This is a genomic window from Phenylobacterium aquaticum (assembly GCF_022695515.1).
Classification (GTDB): domain Bacteria; phylum Pseudomonadota; class Alphaproteobacteria; order Caulobacterales; family Caulobacteraceae; genus Phenylobacterium; species Phenylobacterium aquaticum.
Window position 1 is genome coordinate 1 of record NZ_JALDPT010000004.1, and the last position, 18,538, is coordinate 18,538.

Genomic DNA, 18,538 nt, shown 5'->3' on the forward strand with positions numbered 1-18,538 from the left:
CTCGGGCGCGGGCTCCGGCGCGGCCGGTTCGGCGGCGCCGCCGCCGGACACGCGGGCGAGCAGGGCGTCGAGATCGAGCGGGGCCGAAGCCGAGGCCGCGGCGCGCTCGTCATCCGTCATCTCGGCGGCTGGGGCGGCGTCGCCCGCGGCGTTCTCGTTGACGATGGTCAGGTCGCAATCGTCCTCGACGAATTCGAAGACCTCGTGGACCGCTTCATAGTCGCAGTCCGAGGTCAGGCGGATCGTCCAGCGCAGATAGGCGGTTTCCGCCGACAGCTGGTCGAGCGGGGGCAGGCTGGAGTCGTCATAGACGACCTCGGTCTCGCCCAGCCGCGCCAGTTCGCGCAGCACCAGGCCGGCCTCGTTTGCCTTGCCGTACATTTCCGACTTCGGCGCGAACTCGATGCGCCAGACGTTCGGGCCGGCGGCGTCGGGCGCCGGAGCGTCCAGGGCCGGCGCGGGCGCGTCGAGCGACAGCTCGGCGGCGGGCGCGGCGCTGTCGTCCTCGAGATCCATGGCGAAGGCCTGGGGCACGAAGCCGAAGTCCTCGTCGCCGCCCAGATCCTCTTCCTCCTCGCCCTCCTGGCCGATCAGGGCCTTGAGTTCGCCGAGCATGCCGGAGGAGCGGGCCTCGTCGACCTTGCCGCCGTCGCGGGCGGCGTTCACGTGGTCGGCGAGGACGTCGAAGGCGCGAAGCAGGGTCTTCGCGACCTCGTCGGTCAGGGCCATCTGGCCCGACCGGACTTCATCCATCACGGTTTCGAAGACGTGAGCGAAGCGGATCAGGTCCTCAAGACCAAAGGCGCCAGCGCCGCCCTTGACCGAGTGAACCGCCCGGAACACCGCGTTGATGGTCTCGGAGTCGGCGTCGCCGGACTCCATGGCCAACAACCCCTGTTCGGCGTCCGTCAGGAGCTCGTCGCATTCCTGAAAGAACGTCTGCTTGATGCTCTCGAACGGATCCAAAGGAGCGCTCTCCGAAACGTATTGGAAGGTTTAGGCGGCGACCCGACGAACGGCGTCGACCAGCTTGACCGGATTGAAGGGCTTCACGATCCAGCCGGTGGCGCCGGCGGACCGGGCGCGTTCCTTCTTGGCCGCGTCGCTTTCGGTGGTCAGGACGAGGATCGGGGTCGCGCGGTGAGCCGGGCTGGCCCGGACCCCCTCGATCACGCCGAAGCCGTCGAGGCGCGGCATGTTGATGTCGGTGATCACGACATCGATCACGTCGCCGTTGGCCTGTAGGACCTCAAGGCCCTCCACGCCGTCCACGGCCTGAAGGACGCGGTAACCCGCCTCCACCAGCGCGTGGTTCAGCATTTCCCGCATTGTGCGGCTATCGTCGATGGTCAGTACAGTCTTGCTCACGAAAGTCCCCCTTCGGGCTCGCAATGAAGCTCGGGATTCCCGAACGCCGCCAGTTGTTCTGAAAACGCCAAAGACGGTTGATTCAGCGTTAAGACCACGCCGTCCTCCGCCCATATTTTCCGCGCCGACATCAGCACCTGAAGACACAGACCGCCGAGGCGCGTGACCTGAGATGCGTCTACGTCGAGCGGCCGTCCGCGCAGGGACATAAGCTCTGCGCGCAGAGGCTCGGCCGCTTGAAGATCAAGAATTGGCGCGAGGCTCACGGTCGTTGGACCTGCCGCCAGTGCGGCCGCCGGATCGTTCGACATCAAAATTCTTCCCATTCATCAGCACCTTGACGAGGCGCGGGTTGGCGAACGGCGGCCGATCCACGGTGGCCGACGGTCTTCAGGGCGGCTGCCGGCGCTTGGGCGCGGGGCGCCGGGCGGGAGCTGCGGGAGGGGGCGTTGGAGGTGCGGAAGGCGCTCATGCTGTCGCTCAGCGCCTCGGCCTCGCGCAGCAGATTGTGGCTGGCGGCGGTCGACTGCTCGACCATCGCCGCGTTCTGCTGCGTCACTTTGTCCATATCGTTAATCGCCGCATTCACCTGACCAAGACCTAGCGACTGCTCGCGGGACGAGGCGGCGATCTCGGTGATCAGCACCGAAATCTGATTCACCCGGCTGACCATGCGCTCCAGGGCCTCGCCTGTGCGGCCCACCAGCTGGGCGCCGTCGCCGACCTGGCGGCTGGAGGTGGAGATCAGCTCCTTGATCTCCTTGGCGGCCTGGGCGGAGCGCTGGGCCAGAGCCCGCACTTCGGAGGCCACGACCGCGAAACCCTTGCCGGCGTCCCCGGCCCGGGCCGCTTCCACCCCGGCGTTCAGGGCCAGCAGGTTGGTCTGGAAGGCGATCTCGTCGATCACCCCGATGATCTGGCCGATCTGGCTGGACGAGGCCTCGATGGCGCTCATGGCGTCGACCGCCTGGCGGACGGTCTCGTCGCTGCCCTGGGCGTCGGCGCGGGCGTCCTGGGCGGCGGCCTCCGCCTGGACGGCGCCCTCGGTGGCGCGCCGCACCGTGGCGGTGATCTGGTCGAGGGCGGCGGCGGTCTGCTCAAGGCTGGCGGCCTGTTTCTCGGTGCGCCGGGCCAGGTCGTCGGCCGCCTGGCTGATCTCGTCGGCGCCGGACCGGATGCCCTGGGCGTTGGCCACCACGCCGGCCATCACCTGCTCCAGGCCGGCCACCGCGTTGTTGAACTCGGTCTTCAGTCGTCCGTAGTCGGCGCTGAAATTCGCATTGATCCGGTGCGCCAGGTCGCCGCGGGACAGGGCGCTCAGGGCTTCCGAAAGGACGCTGATCGCCGCCTGCTGGTCGTCGGCCACCTTGGCCAGGGCGCTCTCGGCGGCGTCGCGGTCGCGGTTGGCGGCCTCGATGCGCCGGTCCGCCGCCGCCTGGCCGTCGCGCACCGCCTGGGCGATCAGGGCGAGGATCTCATCGGTCGCCTTGTCGCGACCGCCGGCCTTGACCCCGAAGCCCCGGGGCCAGCTCGCGGTCAGGGCCGCGCGAACGCGGGTCTCCAGAGCGGCGCTGTCGACGAAATCGGTCGTGCTCATGAGGTCTGTCCGGAGGCGAAAGCGTACTTGGTCATAGGGTTCAGAATTCCTCCCAGTCGTCGGCCGGGGCGGTAGGCTTCAGCATGGCGGCCACGACGCCGCGGGTCACCGCGCGCTTCTGGGCGTAATCGGCCATGACCGTGGAGTGTCCGACCGTCGGGGCGGCGGCCTGGGCGGGCTGTTCGACACGGAAGCGGGCCACGGCGTCGGCCAGGCCCTCGGCCTCTTTGGCGAGCGCATGGCTCGCGGCGGTCGATTCCTCGACCATGGCGGCGTTCTGCTGGGTCACCTGGTCCATGTGATTGACCGCCTGGTTGACCTGGCCGAGGCTCACAGACTGTTCCTGGGTCGAGGCGGCGATCTCGCCCACCAGGGCCTCGATCTCGGCCACGCGGTCGACGATCCGTTGCAGGGCCCGGCCGGTCTCGCCCACCAGGCGGACGCCGGCCTCGACCTGGGCGCCGGAGGCGCCGACCAGGCTCTTGATCTCCTTGGCGGCGTCGGCCGAGCGCTGGGCCAGCGCCCGCACCTCGGCGGCGACCACGGCGAAACCCTTGCCGGCCTCGCCCGCGCGGCGGCTTCGACGCCGGCGTTCAGGGCCAGCAGATTGGTCTGGAAGGCGATCTCATCGATCACGCCGATGATCTGGCCGATCTGGCTGGACGAGGTCTCGATCTCGCTCATCGCCTCGACGGCCTGGCGCACGACCTCGCCCGAGGTCTGGGCGTCGCCGCGGGCGGCCAGCACCACGTCGGAGCAGGCTTCGGCGCCCGAGGCGGTCTTGCGGACGGTGGAGGTGATCTGGTCCAGGGCCGCGGCGGTCTCTTCCAGGCTTGCCGCCTGGCGCTCGGTGCGGCGGGCCAGGTCGTCGGCGGCGACCGACATCTGTCCGGCCCCGCTGCGGATCGCCGAGGCCGCGGCGATGATGTCGGTGAGCGCGCCGGACAGGCGGCCGATCGCACCATTGAAGTCGGCGCGCAGCTGCTCGTATTCCGGCGGGAAGGTCTCGGCGATCTGGCAGCTCATGTCGCCCTGGGCCAGCCGGCCCAGAGCCTGGGCCAGGCCGTTGACGACGCTCAGCCGCTCTTCCTCGACGAAGAACTGCAGGGACTGGCGTTCCTCGGCGGCATGGGATTCGGCGAAGCGCGCGACGTCGGCGGCCTCACGGGCCTCTTCGGCCTCGCGCTGGGCCTCGCGGCTCTGGCGCAGATTGTCGGCGGCGCGATCGAACATCTGGGCGACGCTGCGCGATCCCCACATCAGGGCCGCGGCCTCGATCACCAGGATGACGGCGTGGATCATCACCCGGCGCAGGTCGCCGCCGTCCGGGAACACCGCGGCCGGCAGGACGAAGCTGAGGATCAGGTGGTGGGCGGCGACCGCCACGGCGGCGGCGGCGACGGCGGTCCAGTCGCAATAGATGATCAGGCTGGCCAGGGCGGCGAAATAGGCCATGTGCAGGTCGATCTGCCAGGCGTGGCCGGCATGGCCGCCCACCAGCAGGGAGACTGACCCCATCAGGGCCACGGCCACGGACATGCGGGTCGCGGGACCGCCGGCCTTGATCCGGTGGATGGCCGTGGCGGCCGCGGCCAGGCCGGCGGCGCCGAGCCCGGTCAGCATCCACGGGCCCTGGGCGACGAAGGTGGCCAGCCCGATCACCGGCGCGGCGGTCCACAGGGCGCCCAGAAGCACCCGGTCCCCGAAACGTCGCTGATCGGCGAGGCTGTCGAACATCTGCGGGGTCAGGCTCCGCACAGCCGGGCGAGGCCGGCGTCGAGCGCGACGAGGGCCCCGGCGGCCCGCAGCCGCGGCGCGGCCGGGCCGGAGGCCGAATGGATGATCACGATGAAGGGGGCGCCGCCGACGGCCACCACCCCGCCTGCCTGGCTGGCGGCGTCAAGCACCGCCGACCGGCTCCACCAGGGCGGAAACACCCCGGCCGCGGTCGCGGCGTCGCGGGCTCCGGCCTGGGCGACGGCGGCGATGGACAGGGCGACCAGACCGATCAGGGCGGCAGGCAGCCACGCCAGCGGCTCCTGACGCTCAGGCCTGGTCTGAAGTTCTCCGATCGCCACCCGCATGTCCCGTCCGCGCAACGCGTTCGCGTCGGCCTCAGGCCGCGGTCTGGACACAGACGCGGATCACCGGGGCGACGCGTCCGGGAGGGTGGCGCATGGGCCTTGAAGAAATGGTTACCGGAGCTCTGGCGTAGGCGCGCCAGTCCCTTGGATTCTGGGCGATTCCAGCGCCCTCAATGGTTACCGCGAGCTAGGGTTAAGCCGCGACCGAACGTCGCGCATCGCGCGGCCGCCGGGCCCCGTCCTCCAGCCGCGCAGATTCCCGGCCCGCTTTCCCTCGGGTCAGACTTGCGCTGGGTCCGGCGGAGTGGTCGCCTGGGGCCAAACACCGGGAGGAAACCGCCATGGACCTGAGGCTCACGCCCGAGATGGAGGCCTTTCGCGCCGAGGTGCGCGGCTTCCTCGAGGCTCATCGCGACCACTATGCGCAAGGCGCCGGGGCCGATCGCCCCCGCGAGGCGGCGCTCGCCTGGCAGCGGCTGCTGATCGATCACGGCTACGCCGCGCGCACCATCCCCAAGGCCTATGGCGGATACGGCGCCGAACCCGACATCCTGAAGACCCGGATCATCTCCGAGGAGTTTAACCGGGCCGGCGCGCCGCGCGGCTTCGCCAACCAGGGCATTTCGATGCTGGTGCCGACCCTGCTGGAGGTGGGCTCCGAGGAGCAGAAGACCCGCTGGATCGGCCCCACCCTGCGGGGCGAGGTGGTCTGGTGCCAGGGCTATTCCGAGCCGGGCGCGGGCTCTGACCTCGCCTCACTGCAGACCAAGGCGGTAGAGGACGGCGACGACTTCCTGATCCAGGGGTCCAAGATCTGGACCTCGACCGCGGCCCAGGCCGACATGATCTTCTGCCTGGTGCGCACCGAGCCGGACGCCCCCAAGCATGACGGCATCTCCTACCTGCTGTTCTCGATGAAGACGCCGGGGATCGAGGTGCGGCCGCTGAAGACCATGACCGGCTCGGCCGAGTTCAATGAGGTGTTCTTCACCGATGTCCGGGTGCCCAAGAGCGCTGTGGTCGGCGGGCGCGGACGCGGCTGGTTCGTGGCCAATGCGACGCTCAAGCACGAGCGCGGCATGCTGGGCGATCCCAACGCCACCGAGGCCAGGCTGGGCCAGCTGATCGAGCTGATGAAGACTGAGACGATCGACGGTCGCCGGCTGATCGACGACCCGGTGTTCTGCGACCGGCTGATGGCGCTGCAGTCCCGCGTCCTGGCCATGAAGTTCAACGGCCTGCGCACCCTGACCAGCGCGCTGCGCGGCGAGGCGCCGGGCATGGCGGGGCTGGTGGTCAAGCTGCAGGGCTGCGAGCTGAACCATCAGATCGCGGCGCTGGCCATCGACGCGCTCGGCGAACTGGGCGTGCTCTATGAGGACGGCCCCCACCTGCGCGCCAAGGGCTCGTGGCAGTGGAACTACATGTTCGACCTGGGCCTGATCATCGGCGGCGGCACCGCCCAGATCCAGAAGAACATCATCTCCGAGCGGGGCCTCGGCATGCCGCGCGAACCCAAGCTGGCCAAGGCCTGAGGACCGACATGGATTTCTCGATCACCTCCGACCAGAAGCTGATGCAAGACAGCCTCAGCCGCACGCTCGCCGACGCCAGTCCGCTCGACCGGGTCCGCGCCTATGCCGGCGATGTGAGCGACCAGGGCGCCGACGTCTGGGCCGCCCTGCGCGACTTCGGCCTGCCCGGCGTGCTGATCCCGGAACAGTTCGGCGGCCTGGGCCTGAAGCTGCTCGATGCGGCCCTGGCGGCCGAGGCCATGGGCCGGGCCGTGGCGCCGGTCCCGTTCCTGGGCGCCTGCGCGCTTGCGCCCCTGGCCCTGATGCGGGCGGGATCGGCCGATCAGCAGACCGAATGGCTGCCCGCCATGGCCTCTGGCGAGGTCCAGGGCGCTGTGGCGATCTCCGAGCCCATCGCCGGGGCGCGGGACGGGGCGGGCGTCATGGCGTCGGGCGGCCGGCTCACCGGCAAGGCCCTATTCGTCGAGGGCGGGCTGACGGCCGGCCTGATCGTCGCGGCCGACAAGACCGGCGGCCTGCACCTGGTCCGCGGCGCGGCCAAGGGGCTGGGCCGCTCGGCCATGACCAGCATCGACCAGACCCGACGCCTGGCGGAACTGACCTTTGACAATGTCGAGGCCGAGCCCCTGGCCGGCGGCCCCGGCGCGCTGGACGCCCTGCGCGACGCCGGCTGGACCCTGCTGGCGGCCGATGCGCTGGGGGCCGGCGACGTCATGCTGGAGAAGGCCGTCGCCTATGCGCAGGAGCGCAAGCAGTTCGGCCGGGTGATCGGCTCCTTCCAGGCGGTCAAGCACATGTGCGCCGAGATGGCCGCCGAGCTGGAGCCCTGCCGGGCGCTCGTCTGGTACGCCGCCTACGCCTTCGACGAGGCGCCCGACGAGGCCTCGCTCACCGCCGCCCACGCCAAGGCCCACACGTCCGAGGTCGGCCGCTTCGTGGCCCGCACGGCGACCGAGGTGCATGGCGGCATGGGCATCACCGACCTGCTGGGCCTGCACTTCTGGTTCAAGCGGATCGGGCTCGATCGCCAGCTGCTGGGCGGGCCGGAGCGCGTTCGCGCGATCGCGGCGCGGATTCAGGGGCTGGCGGCGTAAGGCGCGCGCCTCAGCGCCCGGTCCAGCAGGACGCCACGTAGACCGCCAGGATAGCCGCCATGAACAGGTCGCTGACCATGGCGATCGTCTCGTTCCGCAGGCGGCCCCGCTCGGCCAAATGCCGGATCCCCGCGACGCCGTAAAAGATCCCGGCTGAGATGGCGACGGGCAGAACGAAGCTCGGGAAGGCGATCGACAACAGGCCCACGACCCCGCTCGCGACATTCGCCACGCCCAGCTCCCGCACCAGGGGCAAGGCCTCCTCGCTGGTCATGTGGAAGATCTCCTTCGCCGTGAACGCGGGCTGGAAGACCTGGCGCAGTCCGGCGAGCGCAAGCCGGACGCCGACGCCCCAGAAGACGAACCAGCGACCGGCCAGCAACATCAGGGCCGTGCCCGGATTCGCGGCGTGCTCAAGGAAGATGGAGACCGCAGGCAGCAGGAACATCGTCAGGGCGACGACGGCGAGATACATTGTGATCGACCCCCAGAGCTTTCGATCCGAGCTCAAAGCATAGCTTCAGCCCGCGCCGAGAACCACCCGGCGGGCTTGTCGACAGGAGAGGACGCCATGAGCTGCACCCACGGCGCATTCCTCAAGGCCGTCACGCCTTCGGCGGATGGTTGCGAGGAGTGCCTGAAGATCGGCGCGCGCTGGGTGCATCTGCGGCTGTGCCGCGAATGCGGCCATGTGGGCTGCTGCGATGACTCGCCCAACACCCACGCCACAAAGCACTTCCGCGCCACCGGCCACCCGATCATGGAGACCTATGATCCGCCGGACGGCTGGGGCTGGTGCTATGTCGACGAGGTCATGCTCGACCTGTCCGACGACCAGACCCCGCACCTGCCGGGGGGACGCTACTAGGGCGTCACCAGGCCCGCGCGCATCGACGGATGCACCAGCTCGTGCAGCTCCGGCCGCTTGGCGATGTAGGCGTGGAAGAACGGGCAGGTCGGCTTGACCAGCAGATGGAGCTCGCGCGCATAGGCCAGGCCCGCCTGGACCAGCTGGCCGCCCACGCCCTTGCCGGCGAAGGCCTCGGGCACCACGGTGTGCGGGAAGACGATGGCGTCGGGCTCCAGCCGATACTCGGCGAACGCGGTCTCGTCGCCCAGGCGGACCTCGAAACGATGCGCGGCCTGGTTGTTGATCACGTTCAGCGAAGCGTCGGTCATGGGCGGTCCCTTACAAGGAAAGGCGGACGAGAGCATGCCGGGCGCGTCCAGGCCAGCCCGGATTCGGTTGGCTGAACGCTCATTGCGGCAAGGTTTCAAATCCGAAGAGTCGCCGACATTCCCCTGGCGCCGCCATGTGCGAAGACCGCATCGACGACTGGAGAGATGTCGATGTTTCCTCGCTTGAAGACTTCCCTGATCTGCGCCCTGGGCCTGGCGGCCCTGGCCGCGCCCGTGAACGCCCAACCCCGACCGCCCCAGGACGCGCCGTCGGCCGAGGACAAGGCGCGCATGGAGGCGCACCGCGCCCAGATGGCGCGGGACCTGCACATCCTGTTGCGGCTGCGTCCCGACCAGGAGGCGGCCTGGAAGGCGTTCGACGCCGCCATGGCGCCGCCCGAGCCGCCGCCGTCGCGTGAGCCCGGCGCCGCGGGTCCGGACCTCTCCGCCACCACGCCTCAACGCCTGGACGAGATGGCGAAGCATCGCGCCGAGGGCGACGCCCGCCGGGCCAAGGCCGAGGCCGCCCTGCGGACCTTCTATGCGGCCCTTTCGCCGGATCAGCAGCAGGCGTTCGACGCACTCGGGCGGCTCGCCGGCCCCATGGGCCACGGCCCGATGGGTCCCGGGCCGCGCGGGCGGGGGCCGGGCGGTCCCGACGGTCATGGTGGTCCCGGCGAAGGCGGGCCGCCCCCGCCGCCGCGCGACTGACGGATCGCCGCCGCTCGTCCGGCCCCCATGCCCGGCGCCTGGGCATGGGGGCAGGGCGCGGGGTCGCATGGCGAAATGTGGCGAACATGCGATACCTAGGCCATAGTTGAGCGTCAGGGACGCATCATGAGCCTCGCCGCGAATCCCGCTCCGATCCCCCAGATCCTCGTCGTTGATGACGATCTCACCCTCCGCGCCAGCATCGCCGATTATCTGGGACAGCACGGCTACGGGGTGCACGCCGCCTCCGACGCCGTCACCATGGAAAAGGCCCTGGCCGCCGCGCCGATCGACCTGATCATCTTGGACGTCATGCTGCCGGGCGAAGACGGACTGTCCATCTGTCGCCGGGTGGCCGATGCGGGTGGCCCCGCGATCATCATGGTCAGCGCCATGGGCGACGAGATCGACCGGATCCTGGGCCTGGAGCTCGGGGCCGACGACTATCTCGGCAAGCCCTGCAGTCCGCGCGAACTTCTGGCCCGGGTCCGGGCGGTCCTGCGCCGCCGCGAGGAATCGGCCGCCGGCGCCCCGCCCAAGGGCAAGGCCTATTACTTCCTGGGCTTCACCCTGGACGGCGTGCGTCGCACCCTGCGGGCGCCCAACGGGGTTTCGATCCTGCTGACGGCCGGCGAGTTCTCGCTGCTCAGCGTCTTCCTCGACAATCCGCAGCGGATCCTGTCGCGCGACCAGCTGATCGAGAAGGCCCGCGGGGCCGAGGCCGACGTGTTCGACCGGGCCGTCGACGTGCAGATCAGCCGCCTGCGCCGCAAGCTGCACGACTGCGCGCCGCAGGAGATCATCAAGACCTATCGCGGCGCCGGCTATCTGTTCGACGCCAAGGTCACCCGACCGTGACATCCCCCGCGCCGGGCGCCGCCGGACGCACCCGCGCGCCGATCGCCCTGCAGCTGGTCGCCCTGCTGGTGATCTCGCTGATCGCCGCCCAGGCCATGACCTTCGTCGTCCTGGTGCTGATGCCGCCGCCGGCCCGCGCGGTCTATCGGTTGGAGGAGGTGGCTCAAGCCCTGAAGGGCGGCGCCTTGACCACCCGCTATGGCCGACCGCTGGTGCGCACGGTCCAGGCGAGCCCGCCCGCGGAGGCCGCGGCCGCCCATCCGGGCTGGATGGGTCCGCGCGACTGGTCGCGGCGCCAGCTGGCGATCCTGCTGGGCGCGCGCGAAGCCGATGTCCGGTTGATCGAGAAGCCGCCGGTCAGCCCCTTCATGTTCCGCGCCGCGGGCCGTCAGAGGTACGAGGATCGTCGGGGCCCGAGACCCAGGCCGGACCTGGCCCGCCGCCCGGCGCGGCGTTCGGCGGCGGCGGGGGTCCGTCCCCGGATCGGATGGAGCGGGACGCCCGGCCGGAGGAGGCGGGCGGACCGGCACGGCCGCTCGATGGGCCGGTGATGTCCGGCCCTGGCGGCGGCCGATATTTCCTCGGCGGCGAGTTTCGCGGGCCGGATGGGCCGCATGGTCCGCGCACGCGCTTCATGATCGAGGGCGGGCGGCCGATGATGGGCGACTTCACCGCGGCCATGCGCCAGTCCGACGGCGCCTGGGTCGTCGTGCGGCCCAGGCCCGAGTCCTTTCCCAATGACTGGCAACTGAGGCTGATGCTGTGGCTGGCCGGCAGCCTGCTGCTGGTCCTGCCCCTGGGCTATCTGTTCGCCCGGCGGATCACCGCCCCGATCGGCCGGTTCGCGCGCGCCGCCGAGGCCCTGGGCCGCGACCCCAATGCGCCGATGATGACCCTGAGCGGCCCCGCCGAGATCGGCCAGGCGGCCCGGGCCTTCAACGACATGCAGGCGCGCCTCAAGCGCTATGTGGATGACCGCACCGCGATGATGGGCGCGATCTCGCACGACCTGCGCACCCCGCTCGCCCGGATCCGCTTCAAGATGGAGGCGGCGTCCGATCCCCTGAAGCAGGCGGTGATCGTCGACCTGGAGCAGATGGAGCAGATGATCGCCTCCGTCCTGGCCTTCATCCGCTACGCCAGCGCCTCACGGCCCAGGGAGCGGCTCGACCTGCTCAGCCTGCTCGAATGCCTGGTCGATGAGGCCGTCGAGGTGGGCCAGGACGTGGCCATGGAGGCGGTGGGGCCCGCGACGGTCGAGGCCGACGCCCTGGGTCTGCAGCGCCTGTTCCGCAACCTGATCGACAACGCCGTGAAGTATGGCGATCGCGCCCGGGTCTCCCTGTCGCGCCAGGGCGGCGAGGCGGTGGTCGAGATCACCGATGACGGACCGGGCCTGCCGCCCGGTGAGCTGGAGCGGGTGTTCGAGCCCTTCTACCGCGCGGAATCCGCGCGCACGCTCGACGGCTCCGGCGTCGGCCTGGGGCTTGCGGTCGCCCGCTCCCTGGCCCGCGCCCATGGGGGCGATGTCTCCCTGGCCGCCGGCGCCCGCGGCCTGATCGCACAGGTGCGGCTGCCGCTGTCCAACGCCTGATCAGGCCGGCGCCGCCCGCCGGCCCCAGGTCGCGTCGCCCCGTCGGGAGGGCGGTGTTCCCGGCCAGTTCTAGCCGGGAAACGCGCCGCCCGGTCCCGAGTTGGAACCCCGCGGCCCGCAAATCCCAATCCCTCGGCCCGGATTGTCCGGGCCGACCGGCGGATCAGGCGGTGACCGAGGTGGTCTGGGACGCCGTCGTGGTCGAGGCGGCCTGGAAGGACTTCTCGATCTGCGACTTGAAGGCTTCCAGCGCCGCCGTCAGCTCCGAAGCGCTGAGCTTGCCGTCGCCGTCGGTGTCCAGGCTGTTGAGCGCCGTCTGCACGGAATCGGACGAGGACGAGGTGTCCGTCGTCGTGCTCGTGCTGGTGGAGCTCTTGGCCTTGCTCAGGGCGGACTTGATTTCATCAAGCCCGAGCGAGCCGTCGCCGTCGGTGTCCAGGTCCTTCAGCAGCTGGCTCGCCATGTCCGAGGACGACGGGGCGCTGACCCCACCGGCCTGGTCGGCGTGGCGATGATGGCCATGGGCCGTCTTCGCCGAATCCAGCGCGCTGCTCAGTTCCGTGCCCGACAGCTTGCCGTCGCCATCGGTGTCCAGGGTCTTGAACTTCGCCGACAGGTCGGTGGAGTCCGTGGACGAGGTCTGGCCGAGCTTGGACTGGATCTCCGACAGGCTGAGCGATCCGTCACCATCGGTGTCGGTGTCGCTGATCAGCTTGTTGGCGATGTCCGTGGAGGACGGCGGCGACTGCTGGGTGGACAGCAGCGACGACAGCGTATTGGCCGAGAACTGGCTGGAGGCCTGGCTGGCGCCGCCGGGCGGGGGGCCGGGCGGCGGTCCAGGCGGTGGGCCCGACGACCGGTCGGTATCGGTGGCGCCGGGCAAGTCTTGCCCAGCGCTCTGAGTCCGCTGAGCCAGCAGCATGCTCAGCATTTGCTGGGCGCCACTGGTCGCGTAACTCGTTGAGCTACTTGATATTTGCATGCTCACCTCCGGGTGGAAGCGTGGGGCGGCCGGGGGATTCCGGCCGGACGACGGACCGTCGCCGGCTATCGTCCGGACCTAGCCATGCAAGTTGTGTGAAAGCATTTGCTCATCGGATTGTTTCATTTTCCAATTCAAAAATGAAACTGTGGCGCAACATTAGCCGTTCGACGCCCAAATATACACGAAGTCCGAAATTACGTAGACATATTCTTGCCCGACTTAACTCGCGAACCAACGAGGGAAGTCTTTATGAGCCGGAAAAAGGCGCCGCATCTCCAGTCGCAGCTTTGGTTCCGCGCGGCGCCCGCCCTCGTTGGACTGACCGCCCTGGCTGTTGGAACCTCGGCCGGGGCGGCCACCACCATCTCGACGGCGACCACGACCCCGGTCGCCACCTCGACGGTGAACAGCGGGGCGGCGGACGACATCACCGTCACCAGCGACGGCTCGATCAAGCCGACCTCCGGCGTGGCCGTCACCCTCGACAGCAACAACGCCGTCTCCAACGCCGGCACGATCTATTATCGCGACGTCGACAACGTCACCGACGTCCTACTGAAGGGCGGGGTCACCGGCTCCTTCACCAACAGCGGCACGCTGGAGGCCGATGAGACCCACACCGACACCGACTCCAACAGCGACGGCAATTATGACGGGGTCTTCGCCACCGGCACGGGGCGCTATGGCGTCCGCCTGGTCGGGACCTCGGCCTTCGTCGGCGACATCACGCTCGCCAGCGGTTCGACCATCACCATTCGCGGCAATGACTCCGCCGGGGTCGAGCTGGACGCCGCCCTGCAGGGGGCGCTGCTGAACGTCGGCTCGATCGGCGCCTATGGCGACCGGGTCTATGGCATTCACGCGCTCAGCACGATCAGCGGCAATGTCGGCCTCCGCGGCGCGATCAGCACCACGGGCCTGGGCGCCGTCGCCGCCGAATTCGACGACAACATCGGCGGCCAGCTGCTCGTCCAGAACTCCGTGATCTCGACCGGCTATCGCTACACGAGCCGTAGTTCGACCCAGTCGGTGCTCGACGCCCTGGGGGCGGACGACCTGCTGCAGGGCGGCTCGGCCCTGGTGGTCAAAGGCGACGTCGCGGGCGGCATCCTGCTGGAGATTCCGCCGACCCTGGATTCCTCCAACACCGACGTGGATGGCGACGGCTACACCGACACGGCCGAGGGCAGCGCCTCGGTGATCAGCTATGGCGCGGCGCCGGCCATCGTGATCGGCGCCAGCGGCCGGACGGTCACGGTCGGCGATGTGGGGACCGGGGGCGACGCCTATGGCTTCGTCAACCGCGGCACCGTCGCCGGCGCGGGGGTCTATGACGGGGTCTCCGCAACAGGGCTTCAGATCGGGGTCGCGGGCGGGGTGGTCGACCTGACCGGCGGCATCAGCAACCAGGGCTCGATCGGCGCCTCGTCCTATGACGCCGACTCGATCGCCCTGCACATTCTCGCCAATTCCTCGGCCTACACCTTCGTCAATGCGGGCAGCACCAGCGCCGTCCTGACCGGCGACACGGCGCACAGCACGACCGCGGTCCAGATCGAGGCCGGCGCCTATGTCCCCAATCTGATCAACAGCCTCGACCACACCATCTCGGCGGCGGTCATCGGGGTGACGGGAACCTCCACCGTGGCCGGCGACGCCACGGCGATCCGCGATCTCTCGGGCACCCTGACCTCGATCATCAACAATGGGACGATCGCGGCGACCATCACGCCGACTTCGGTCAGCAGCACCGACAGCACGACCCAGACCGTGACCGGCAAGGCCGTCGCGCTTGACCTGACCGCCAACACCACCGGGGTGAGCCTGGTCCAGAGCACCTCCGACACCGACTATGAGCCGGCCATCGTGGGCGCCATCGAGCTGGGCTCGGGCGGCGACAGCGTGCAGATCCTGAACGGCACGGTGACGGGCGACATCAGTTTCGGGGCCGGGGCCAACAGCCTGACCATCGACGGCGACTCGACCGTCAAAGGGGATCTGACCGCGACCGGCGGGACTCTGGCCCTGTCGCTGCTCTCCGGGTCGCTCGACATCACCAATGTCGGGGTGCTGAACCTCTCCAGCCTGAGCCTCTCGTCGAGCAGCACGCTCACCCTGACCATCGATCCGGACAGCGGGACCTATACCTCCCTGGTGGTGGCCGGCCCCGCCACCCTGGCCAGCGGCGCCAAGATCGGCCTGAACCTGACCTCGCTGCTGGTGGGCCAGGCCTCCTATGTGATCGTGAAGTCCACCAGCCTGAACTCCGGCGTCCTGGACACCAGCCTGCTGGGCAATGTCCCCTATCTCTATGACGCGGGCCTGACGACGGACGCCGCCGCCGGGACCCTGACCGTGGACCTGGCCCTGAAGTCCGCCGCCCAACTGGGTCTGCCGGCCAGCACCAGCCAGGCCTATGCGCCGATGATCGCGGCCATCGACACCGACACCACGGTTCGCGACGCCTTCCTGGCGCTGAAGACCCGCAGCGGCTTCACCAAGGCCTATAACCAGCTGCTGCCGGAACACGGCGGCGGGGTGTTCGAGTCGGTCAGCGCCAATGTCGACGCCTTCGCCCGCGCCATCGACGACCGCCAGGGGCCGGACGCCGGCGGGTTCTGGATCCAGCAGACCGGCTTCACCATGACCCATGACGGCAGCGACGACGCGCCCGGCTATACGGCCGGCGGCATCGGCCTGATCGGCGGTCGGGAATGGAGCGCCGGGTCCCTGGGCGTGATCGGCGCCACCCTGGCCGGCTCGTCCTCCCACGTGAACCCGGATGCGGCGTCGGGCGCCAGCAAGCTGACGGTCAACACCTTCGAGGGCGGCGGCTACTGGCGCTATGTGTCCGGCAACCTGACCCTCAACGCCCGGCTCGCCGGCTCCTATCTGCAGACCTCCAGTCACCGGGCGATCTACATCCTGAACGACGACGGCGACGGCCTGCTGGCCAAGGCGGTCGCGAACGCCAAGTGGAGCGGCTGGGCGATGAACGGCCGGGTCGCGGCGACCTATGAGGGCCATATCGGCTCGATTTACGCCCGCCCCAGCGCCAGCCTGGACTATCTGCGGCTGGAGGAGGACGCCTATTCCGAGAAGGACGGCGGCGACGCGGTCGACCTGCACGTCAGCGCCCGCCAGTCCAGCCGCAGCACCGGCTTCGCCGGCGTCGTGACTGGGACCCGCTATGGCGATCAGGACAGCTGGTGGGGTCCGGAAGTGACGCTGGGCTACCGCGAGGTCGGCTCCGGCGAACTCGGCTCGACCACGGCGAAATTCCTCTCCGGGACCACCTCGTTCAACGTCCTGGCCGACGAGATCAAGGGCGGCGGCGTCGTGGCGCGGATCGCGGTCAAGGGCGAGAACGCCGGCGGCGCCTTCGTGGTCGAGGGCGGGGCCGAGACCCGCGACGCCACCGCCATCTATGACCTGAGACTGGCGGCCCATTTCAAATTCTGATGGGCGGCCTCGGACGCTTGCCTGGACCGCGGGGGACCTGACATGGTCGCCCGCGAATCTGGGAGAGCTCACCGATGAAGACCCGCGCCGCCGTCGCCTTCGAAGCCAAGAAGCCGCTTGAGATCGTCGAGGTGGACCTGGAAGGTCCCCGCGCCGGCGAGGTCCTGGTCGAGATCAAGGCGACGGGGATCTGCCACACCGACGCCTACACCCTGGACGGCCTGGATTCCGAGGGCATCTTCCCCTCGATCCTCGGCCACGAAGGCGCGGGCGTGGTGCTGGAGGTCGGCGCCGGGGTGACCAGCGTGAAGCCCGGCGACCACGTGATTCCGCTCTACACGCCCGAATGCCGCCAGTGCAAAAGCTGCCTGTCGCGCAAGACCAACCTGTGCACCGCGATCCGGGCCACCCAGGGCAAGGGCCTGATGCCCGACGGCACCAGCCGGTTCAGCTATAAGGGCCAGCAGATCGCCCACTATATGGGCTGCTCGACCTTCGCCAATCACACCGTCCTGCCGGAGATCGCGGTCGCCAAGATCCGCTCCGACGCCCCCTTCGACAAGGCCTGCTACATCGGCTGCGGCGTGACCACGGGCGTGGGCGCGGTGGTCAATACGGCCGGCGTGGAGCCGGGCGCCAATGTGGTGGTGTTCGGCCTGGGCGGCATCGGCCTCAACGTCATCCAGGGCGCCAAGATGGTCGGCGCCGGCATGATCATCGGGGTCGACATCAATCCGGCCCGCGAGGAGTGGGGCCGCCGGTTCGGCATGACCCACTTCGTCAATCCCAAGACGATCGACGGGGATGTGGTGGCCCATCTGGTGGCCCTCACCGACGGCGGCGCGGACTACACCTTCGACTGCACCGGCAACACCGTGGTCATGCGCCAGGCTCTGGAGGCCTGCCATCGCGGCTGGGGCGAGAGCATCATCATCGGCGTGGCCGAGGCCGGGAAGGAGATCTCCACCCGTCCGTTCCAGCTGGTCACCGGCCGGGTCTGGAAGGGCACGGCCTTCGGCGGCGCGCGCGGCCGCACCGACGTGCCGAAGATCGTCGACTGGTACATGGACGGCAAGATCGAGATCGACCCGATGATCACCCACGTCATGCCGCTGGAAGACATCAACAAGGCCTTCGACCTGATGCATGCGGGCGAGAGCATCCGCAGCGTCGTGGTCTTCTGATGACCGAGGTCCTCCAGCAGCATCGGGTCCATGGCGGCACGCTGAGCTATTGCCGCCACCAGAGCGCGGCGACGGGCGGGGCGATGAAGTTCTCGATCTTCATCCCGCCCGGCGCGGGGCCGTTCCCGGTCCTGGTCTGGCTCTCGGGCCTGACCTGCACGGAGGAGAACTTCACCACCAAGGCCGGAGCCTATGGCGCGGCAGCGCAGGCGGGGATCGCGATCGTGGCGCCGGACACCAGCCCGCGCGGCGAGGGCGTGGCCGACGATCCGGCCTATGACCTGGGCCAAGGCGCGGGCTTCTATCTGGATGCGACGCAGGCCCCCTGGGCCCCGCATTTCCGCATGGAATCCTACATCACCCAGGACCTGCTGGCGGCGGTGGACGCGGTGTTCCCGGTCGATCCGCTGCGGCGGGGGATTTCCGGCCACTCCATGGGCGGCCACGGCGCGCTCACCCTGGCGCTCCGCCACCCGAACCTGTTTGGCTCGGTCTCGGCCTTCGCCCCCATCGTCTCGCCCACCCGCTGTCCCTGGGGGGAGAAGGCCTTCACGGCCTATTTGGGCGCCGACCATGACGCCTGGCGCGCCCACGACGCCGCCCTGCTGATGGCCGGCGGCGCGGCCCGGGGCGCCTATGACGACATCCTGATCGACCAGGGAACGGCCGACAGCTTCCTGGAGAACCAGCTCAAGCCGCAGCTGTTCGTCGAGGCCTGCGCGGCGGTCGGCCAGAAGGTCACCCTGCGGATGCAGGAGGGCTATGACCACTCCTACTTCTTCATGGCCAGCTTCATCGCCGACCATGTGGCCTGGCACGCCAAGCGCCTCGGCGCCTAGGGCGTGACACCGGTGTCAGTGAGGCGCTAGACTTCTCTCAAGCACGAG

The 18,538-nt window shown here is 69.7% G+C and carries 18 protein-coding genes and 1 pseudogene; 10 read left to right on the forward strand and 9 right to left on the reverse strand.

Annotated features, from left to right (window positions below):
- The 6 genes and pseudogenes from MQH10_RS04165 to MQH10_RS04190 form a co-directional block, all read right to left on the reverse strand.
- Window positions 1–966 (reverse strand): Hpt domain-containing protein (locus MQH10_RS04165; protein ID WP_242562809.1); only part of this gene is annotated, 966 nt, incomplete at its 3' end.
- 30 nt (window positions 967–996) lie between these two features.
- Window positions 997–1,368 (reverse strand): response regulator, encoded by a 372-nt coding sequence (locus MQH10_RS04170; RefSeq protein ID WP_242562810.1) that lies wholly within the window; start codon window positions 1,366–1,368, stop codon window positions 997–999.
- Window positions 1,365–1,679: an STAS domain-containing protein gene (locus MQH10_RS04175; protein WP_242562811.1), complete on the reverse strand. Its 315-nt coding sequence runs from the start codon at window positions 1,677–1,679 to the stop codon at window positions 1,365–1,367. The genes MQH10_RS04170 and MQH10_RS04175 overlap by 4 nt, the downstream gene beginning before the upstream one ends.
- Complete coding sequence (locus MQH10_RS04180) at window positions 1,679–2,965, reverse strand: methyl-accepting chemotaxis protein (RefSeq protein ID WP_242562812.1); 1,287 nt, start codon at window positions 2,963–2,965, stop codon at window positions 1,679–1,681. Before MQH10_RS04180 ends, MQH10_RS04175 begins: the two co-directional genes overlap by 1 nt.
- Window positions 2,966–3,005: 40 nt before the next feature.
- A pseudogene (locus MQH10_RS04185) lies at window positions 3,006–4,702 on the reverse strand (methyl-accepting chemotaxis protein).
- A gap of 8 nt (window positions 4,703–4,710) precedes the next feature.
- Window positions 4,711–5,049 carry a hypothetical protein gene (locus MQH10_RS04190; RefSeq protein ID WP_242562813.1) on the reverse strand — a complete coding sequence of 113 codons (339 nt, stop codon included), beginning with the start codon at window positions 5,047–5,049 and terminating at the stop codon, window positions 4,711–4,713.
- A gap of 341 nt (window positions 5,050–5,390) precedes the next feature.
- Between MQH10_RS04190 and MQH10_RS04195 the strand changes: the two genes are divergently transcribed.
- Together MQH10_RS04195 and MQH10_RS04200 are read left to right on the forward strand one after the other, a co-directional pair.
- The gene (locus MQH10_RS04195) at window positions 5,391–6,584 is read left to right on the forward strand and encodes an acyl-CoA dehydrogenase family protein (protein WP_242562814.1); all 1,194 of its coding nucleotides are present in this window, start codon (window positions 5,391–5,393) and stop codon (window positions 6,582–6,584) included.
- 8 nt (window positions 6,585–6,592) lie between these two features.
- On the forward strand, window positions 6,593–7,678 hold the full coding sequence (locus tag MQH10_RS04200) for an acyl-CoA dehydrogenase family protein (protein ID WP_242562815.1): 1,086 nt from the start codon (window positions 6,593–6,595) through the stop codon (window positions 7,676–7,678).
- 10 nt (window positions 7,679–7,688) lie between these two features.
- On the opposite strand, the gene MQH10_RS04205 is transcribed toward MQH10_RS04200, so the two are convergent.
- Window positions 7,689–8,189, reverse strand: coding sequence for a DUF6790 family protein (locus MQH10_RS04205; RefSeq protein WP_242562816.1), 501 nt, complete (start codon window positions 8,187–8,189; stop codon window positions 7,689–7,691).
- A 60-nt stretch (window positions 8,190–8,249) separates the two neighbouring features.
- On the opposite strand from MQH10_RS04205, the gene MQH10_RS04210 reads away from it, so the two are divergent.
- Window positions 8,250–8,546 carry a UBP-type zinc finger domain-containing protein gene (locus MQH10_RS04210; RefSeq protein WP_242562817.1) on the forward strand — a complete coding sequence of 99 codons (297 nt, stop codon included), beginning with the start codon at window positions 8,250–8,252 and terminating at the stop codon, window positions 8,544–8,546.
- Here MQH10_RS04210 and MQH10_RS04215 read toward each other — a convergent pair.
- Window positions 8,543–8,857 carry a GNAT family N-acetyltransferase gene (locus MQH10_RS04215; RefSeq protein WP_242562818.1) on the reverse strand — a complete coding sequence of 105 codons (315 nt, stop codon included), beginning with the start codon at window positions 8,855–8,857 and terminating at the stop codon, window positions 8,543–8,545. The genes MQH10_RS04210 and MQH10_RS04215 overlap by 4 nt on opposite strands.
- A gap of 171 nt (window positions 8,858–9,028) precedes the next feature.
- On the opposite strand from MQH10_RS04215, the gene MQH10_RS04220 reads away from it, so the two are divergent.
- The 4 genes from MQH10_RS04220 to MQH10_RS04235 all read left to right on the forward strand — a co-directional run bounded on the left by MQH10_RS04220 (window position 9,029) and on the right by MQH10_RS04235 (window position 12,020).
- On the forward strand, window positions 9,029–9,568 hold the full coding sequence (locus MQH10_RS04220; protein WP_242562819.1) for a Spy/CpxP family protein refolding chaperone: 540 nt from the start codon (window positions 9,029–9,031) through the stop codon (window positions 9,566–9,568).
- Window positions 9,569–9,694: 126 nt separating this feature from the next.
- A complete protein-coding gene (locus MQH10_RS04225) occupies window positions 9,695–10,426 on the forward strand; it encodes a response regulator (RefSeq protein ID WP_242562820.1) in 732 nt (243 codons plus the stop codon).
- Window positions 10,423–10,977, forward strand: a complete 555-nt coding sequence (locus MQH10_RS04230; protein ID WP_242562821.1) for a hypothetical protein — start codon at window positions 10,423–10,425, stop codon at window positions 10,975–10,977. The genes MQH10_RS04225 and MQH10_RS04230 overlap by 4 nt, the downstream gene beginning before the upstream one ends.
- The gene (locus MQH10_RS04235; RefSeq protein WP_242562822.1) at window positions 10,977–12,020 is read left to right on the forward strand and encodes an ATP-binding protein; all 1,044 of its coding nucleotides are present in this window, start codon (window positions 10,977–10,979) and stop codon (window positions 12,018–12,020) included. Before MQH10_RS04230 ends, MQH10_RS04235 begins: the two co-directional genes overlap by 1 nt.
- 163 nt (window positions 12,021–12,183) lie before the next feature.
- Here the strand turns inward: MQH10_RS04235 and MQH10_RS04240 are convergent, their stop codons facing one another.
- Window positions 12,184–12,951 (reverse strand): EF-hand domain-containing protein, encoded by a 768-nt coding sequence (locus tag MQH10_RS04240; RefSeq protein ID WP_242562823.1) that lies wholly within the window; start codon window positions 12,949–12,951, stop codon window positions 12,184–12,186.
- A 303-nt stretch (window positions 12,952–13,254) separates the two neighbouring features.
- Here MQH10_RS04240 and MQH10_RS04245 point away from each other — a divergent pair, with 303 nt between their 5' ends.
- The 3 genes from MQH10_RS04245 to fghA all read left to right on the forward strand — a co-directional run bounded on the left by MQH10_RS04245 (window position 13,255) and on the right by fghA (window position 18,490).
- Window positions 13,255–16,467 carry an autotransporter outer membrane beta-barrel domain-containing protein gene (locus tag MQH10_RS04245; protein WP_242562824.1) on the forward strand — a complete coding sequence of 1,071 codons (3,213 nt, stop codon included), beginning with the start codon at window positions 13,255–13,257 and terminating at the stop codon, window positions 16,465–16,467.
- Between the two features lie 74 nt (window positions 16,468–16,541).
- Window positions 16,542–17,651, forward strand: coding sequence for an S-(hydroxymethyl)glutathione dehydrogenase/class III alcohol dehydrogenase (locus MQH10_RS04250; protein WP_242562825.1), 1,110 nt, complete (start codon window positions 16,542–16,544; stop codon window positions 17,649–17,651).
- Window positions 17,651–18,490, forward strand: a complete 840-nt coding sequence (fghA, locus tag MQH10_RS04255; RefSeq protein ID WP_242562826.1) for an S-formylglutathione hydrolase — start codon at window positions 17,651–17,653, stop codon at window positions 18,488–18,490. The genes MQH10_RS04250 and fghA overlap by 1 nt, the downstream gene beginning before the upstream one ends.
- Window positions 18,491–18,538 lie beyond the last annotated feature (48 nt).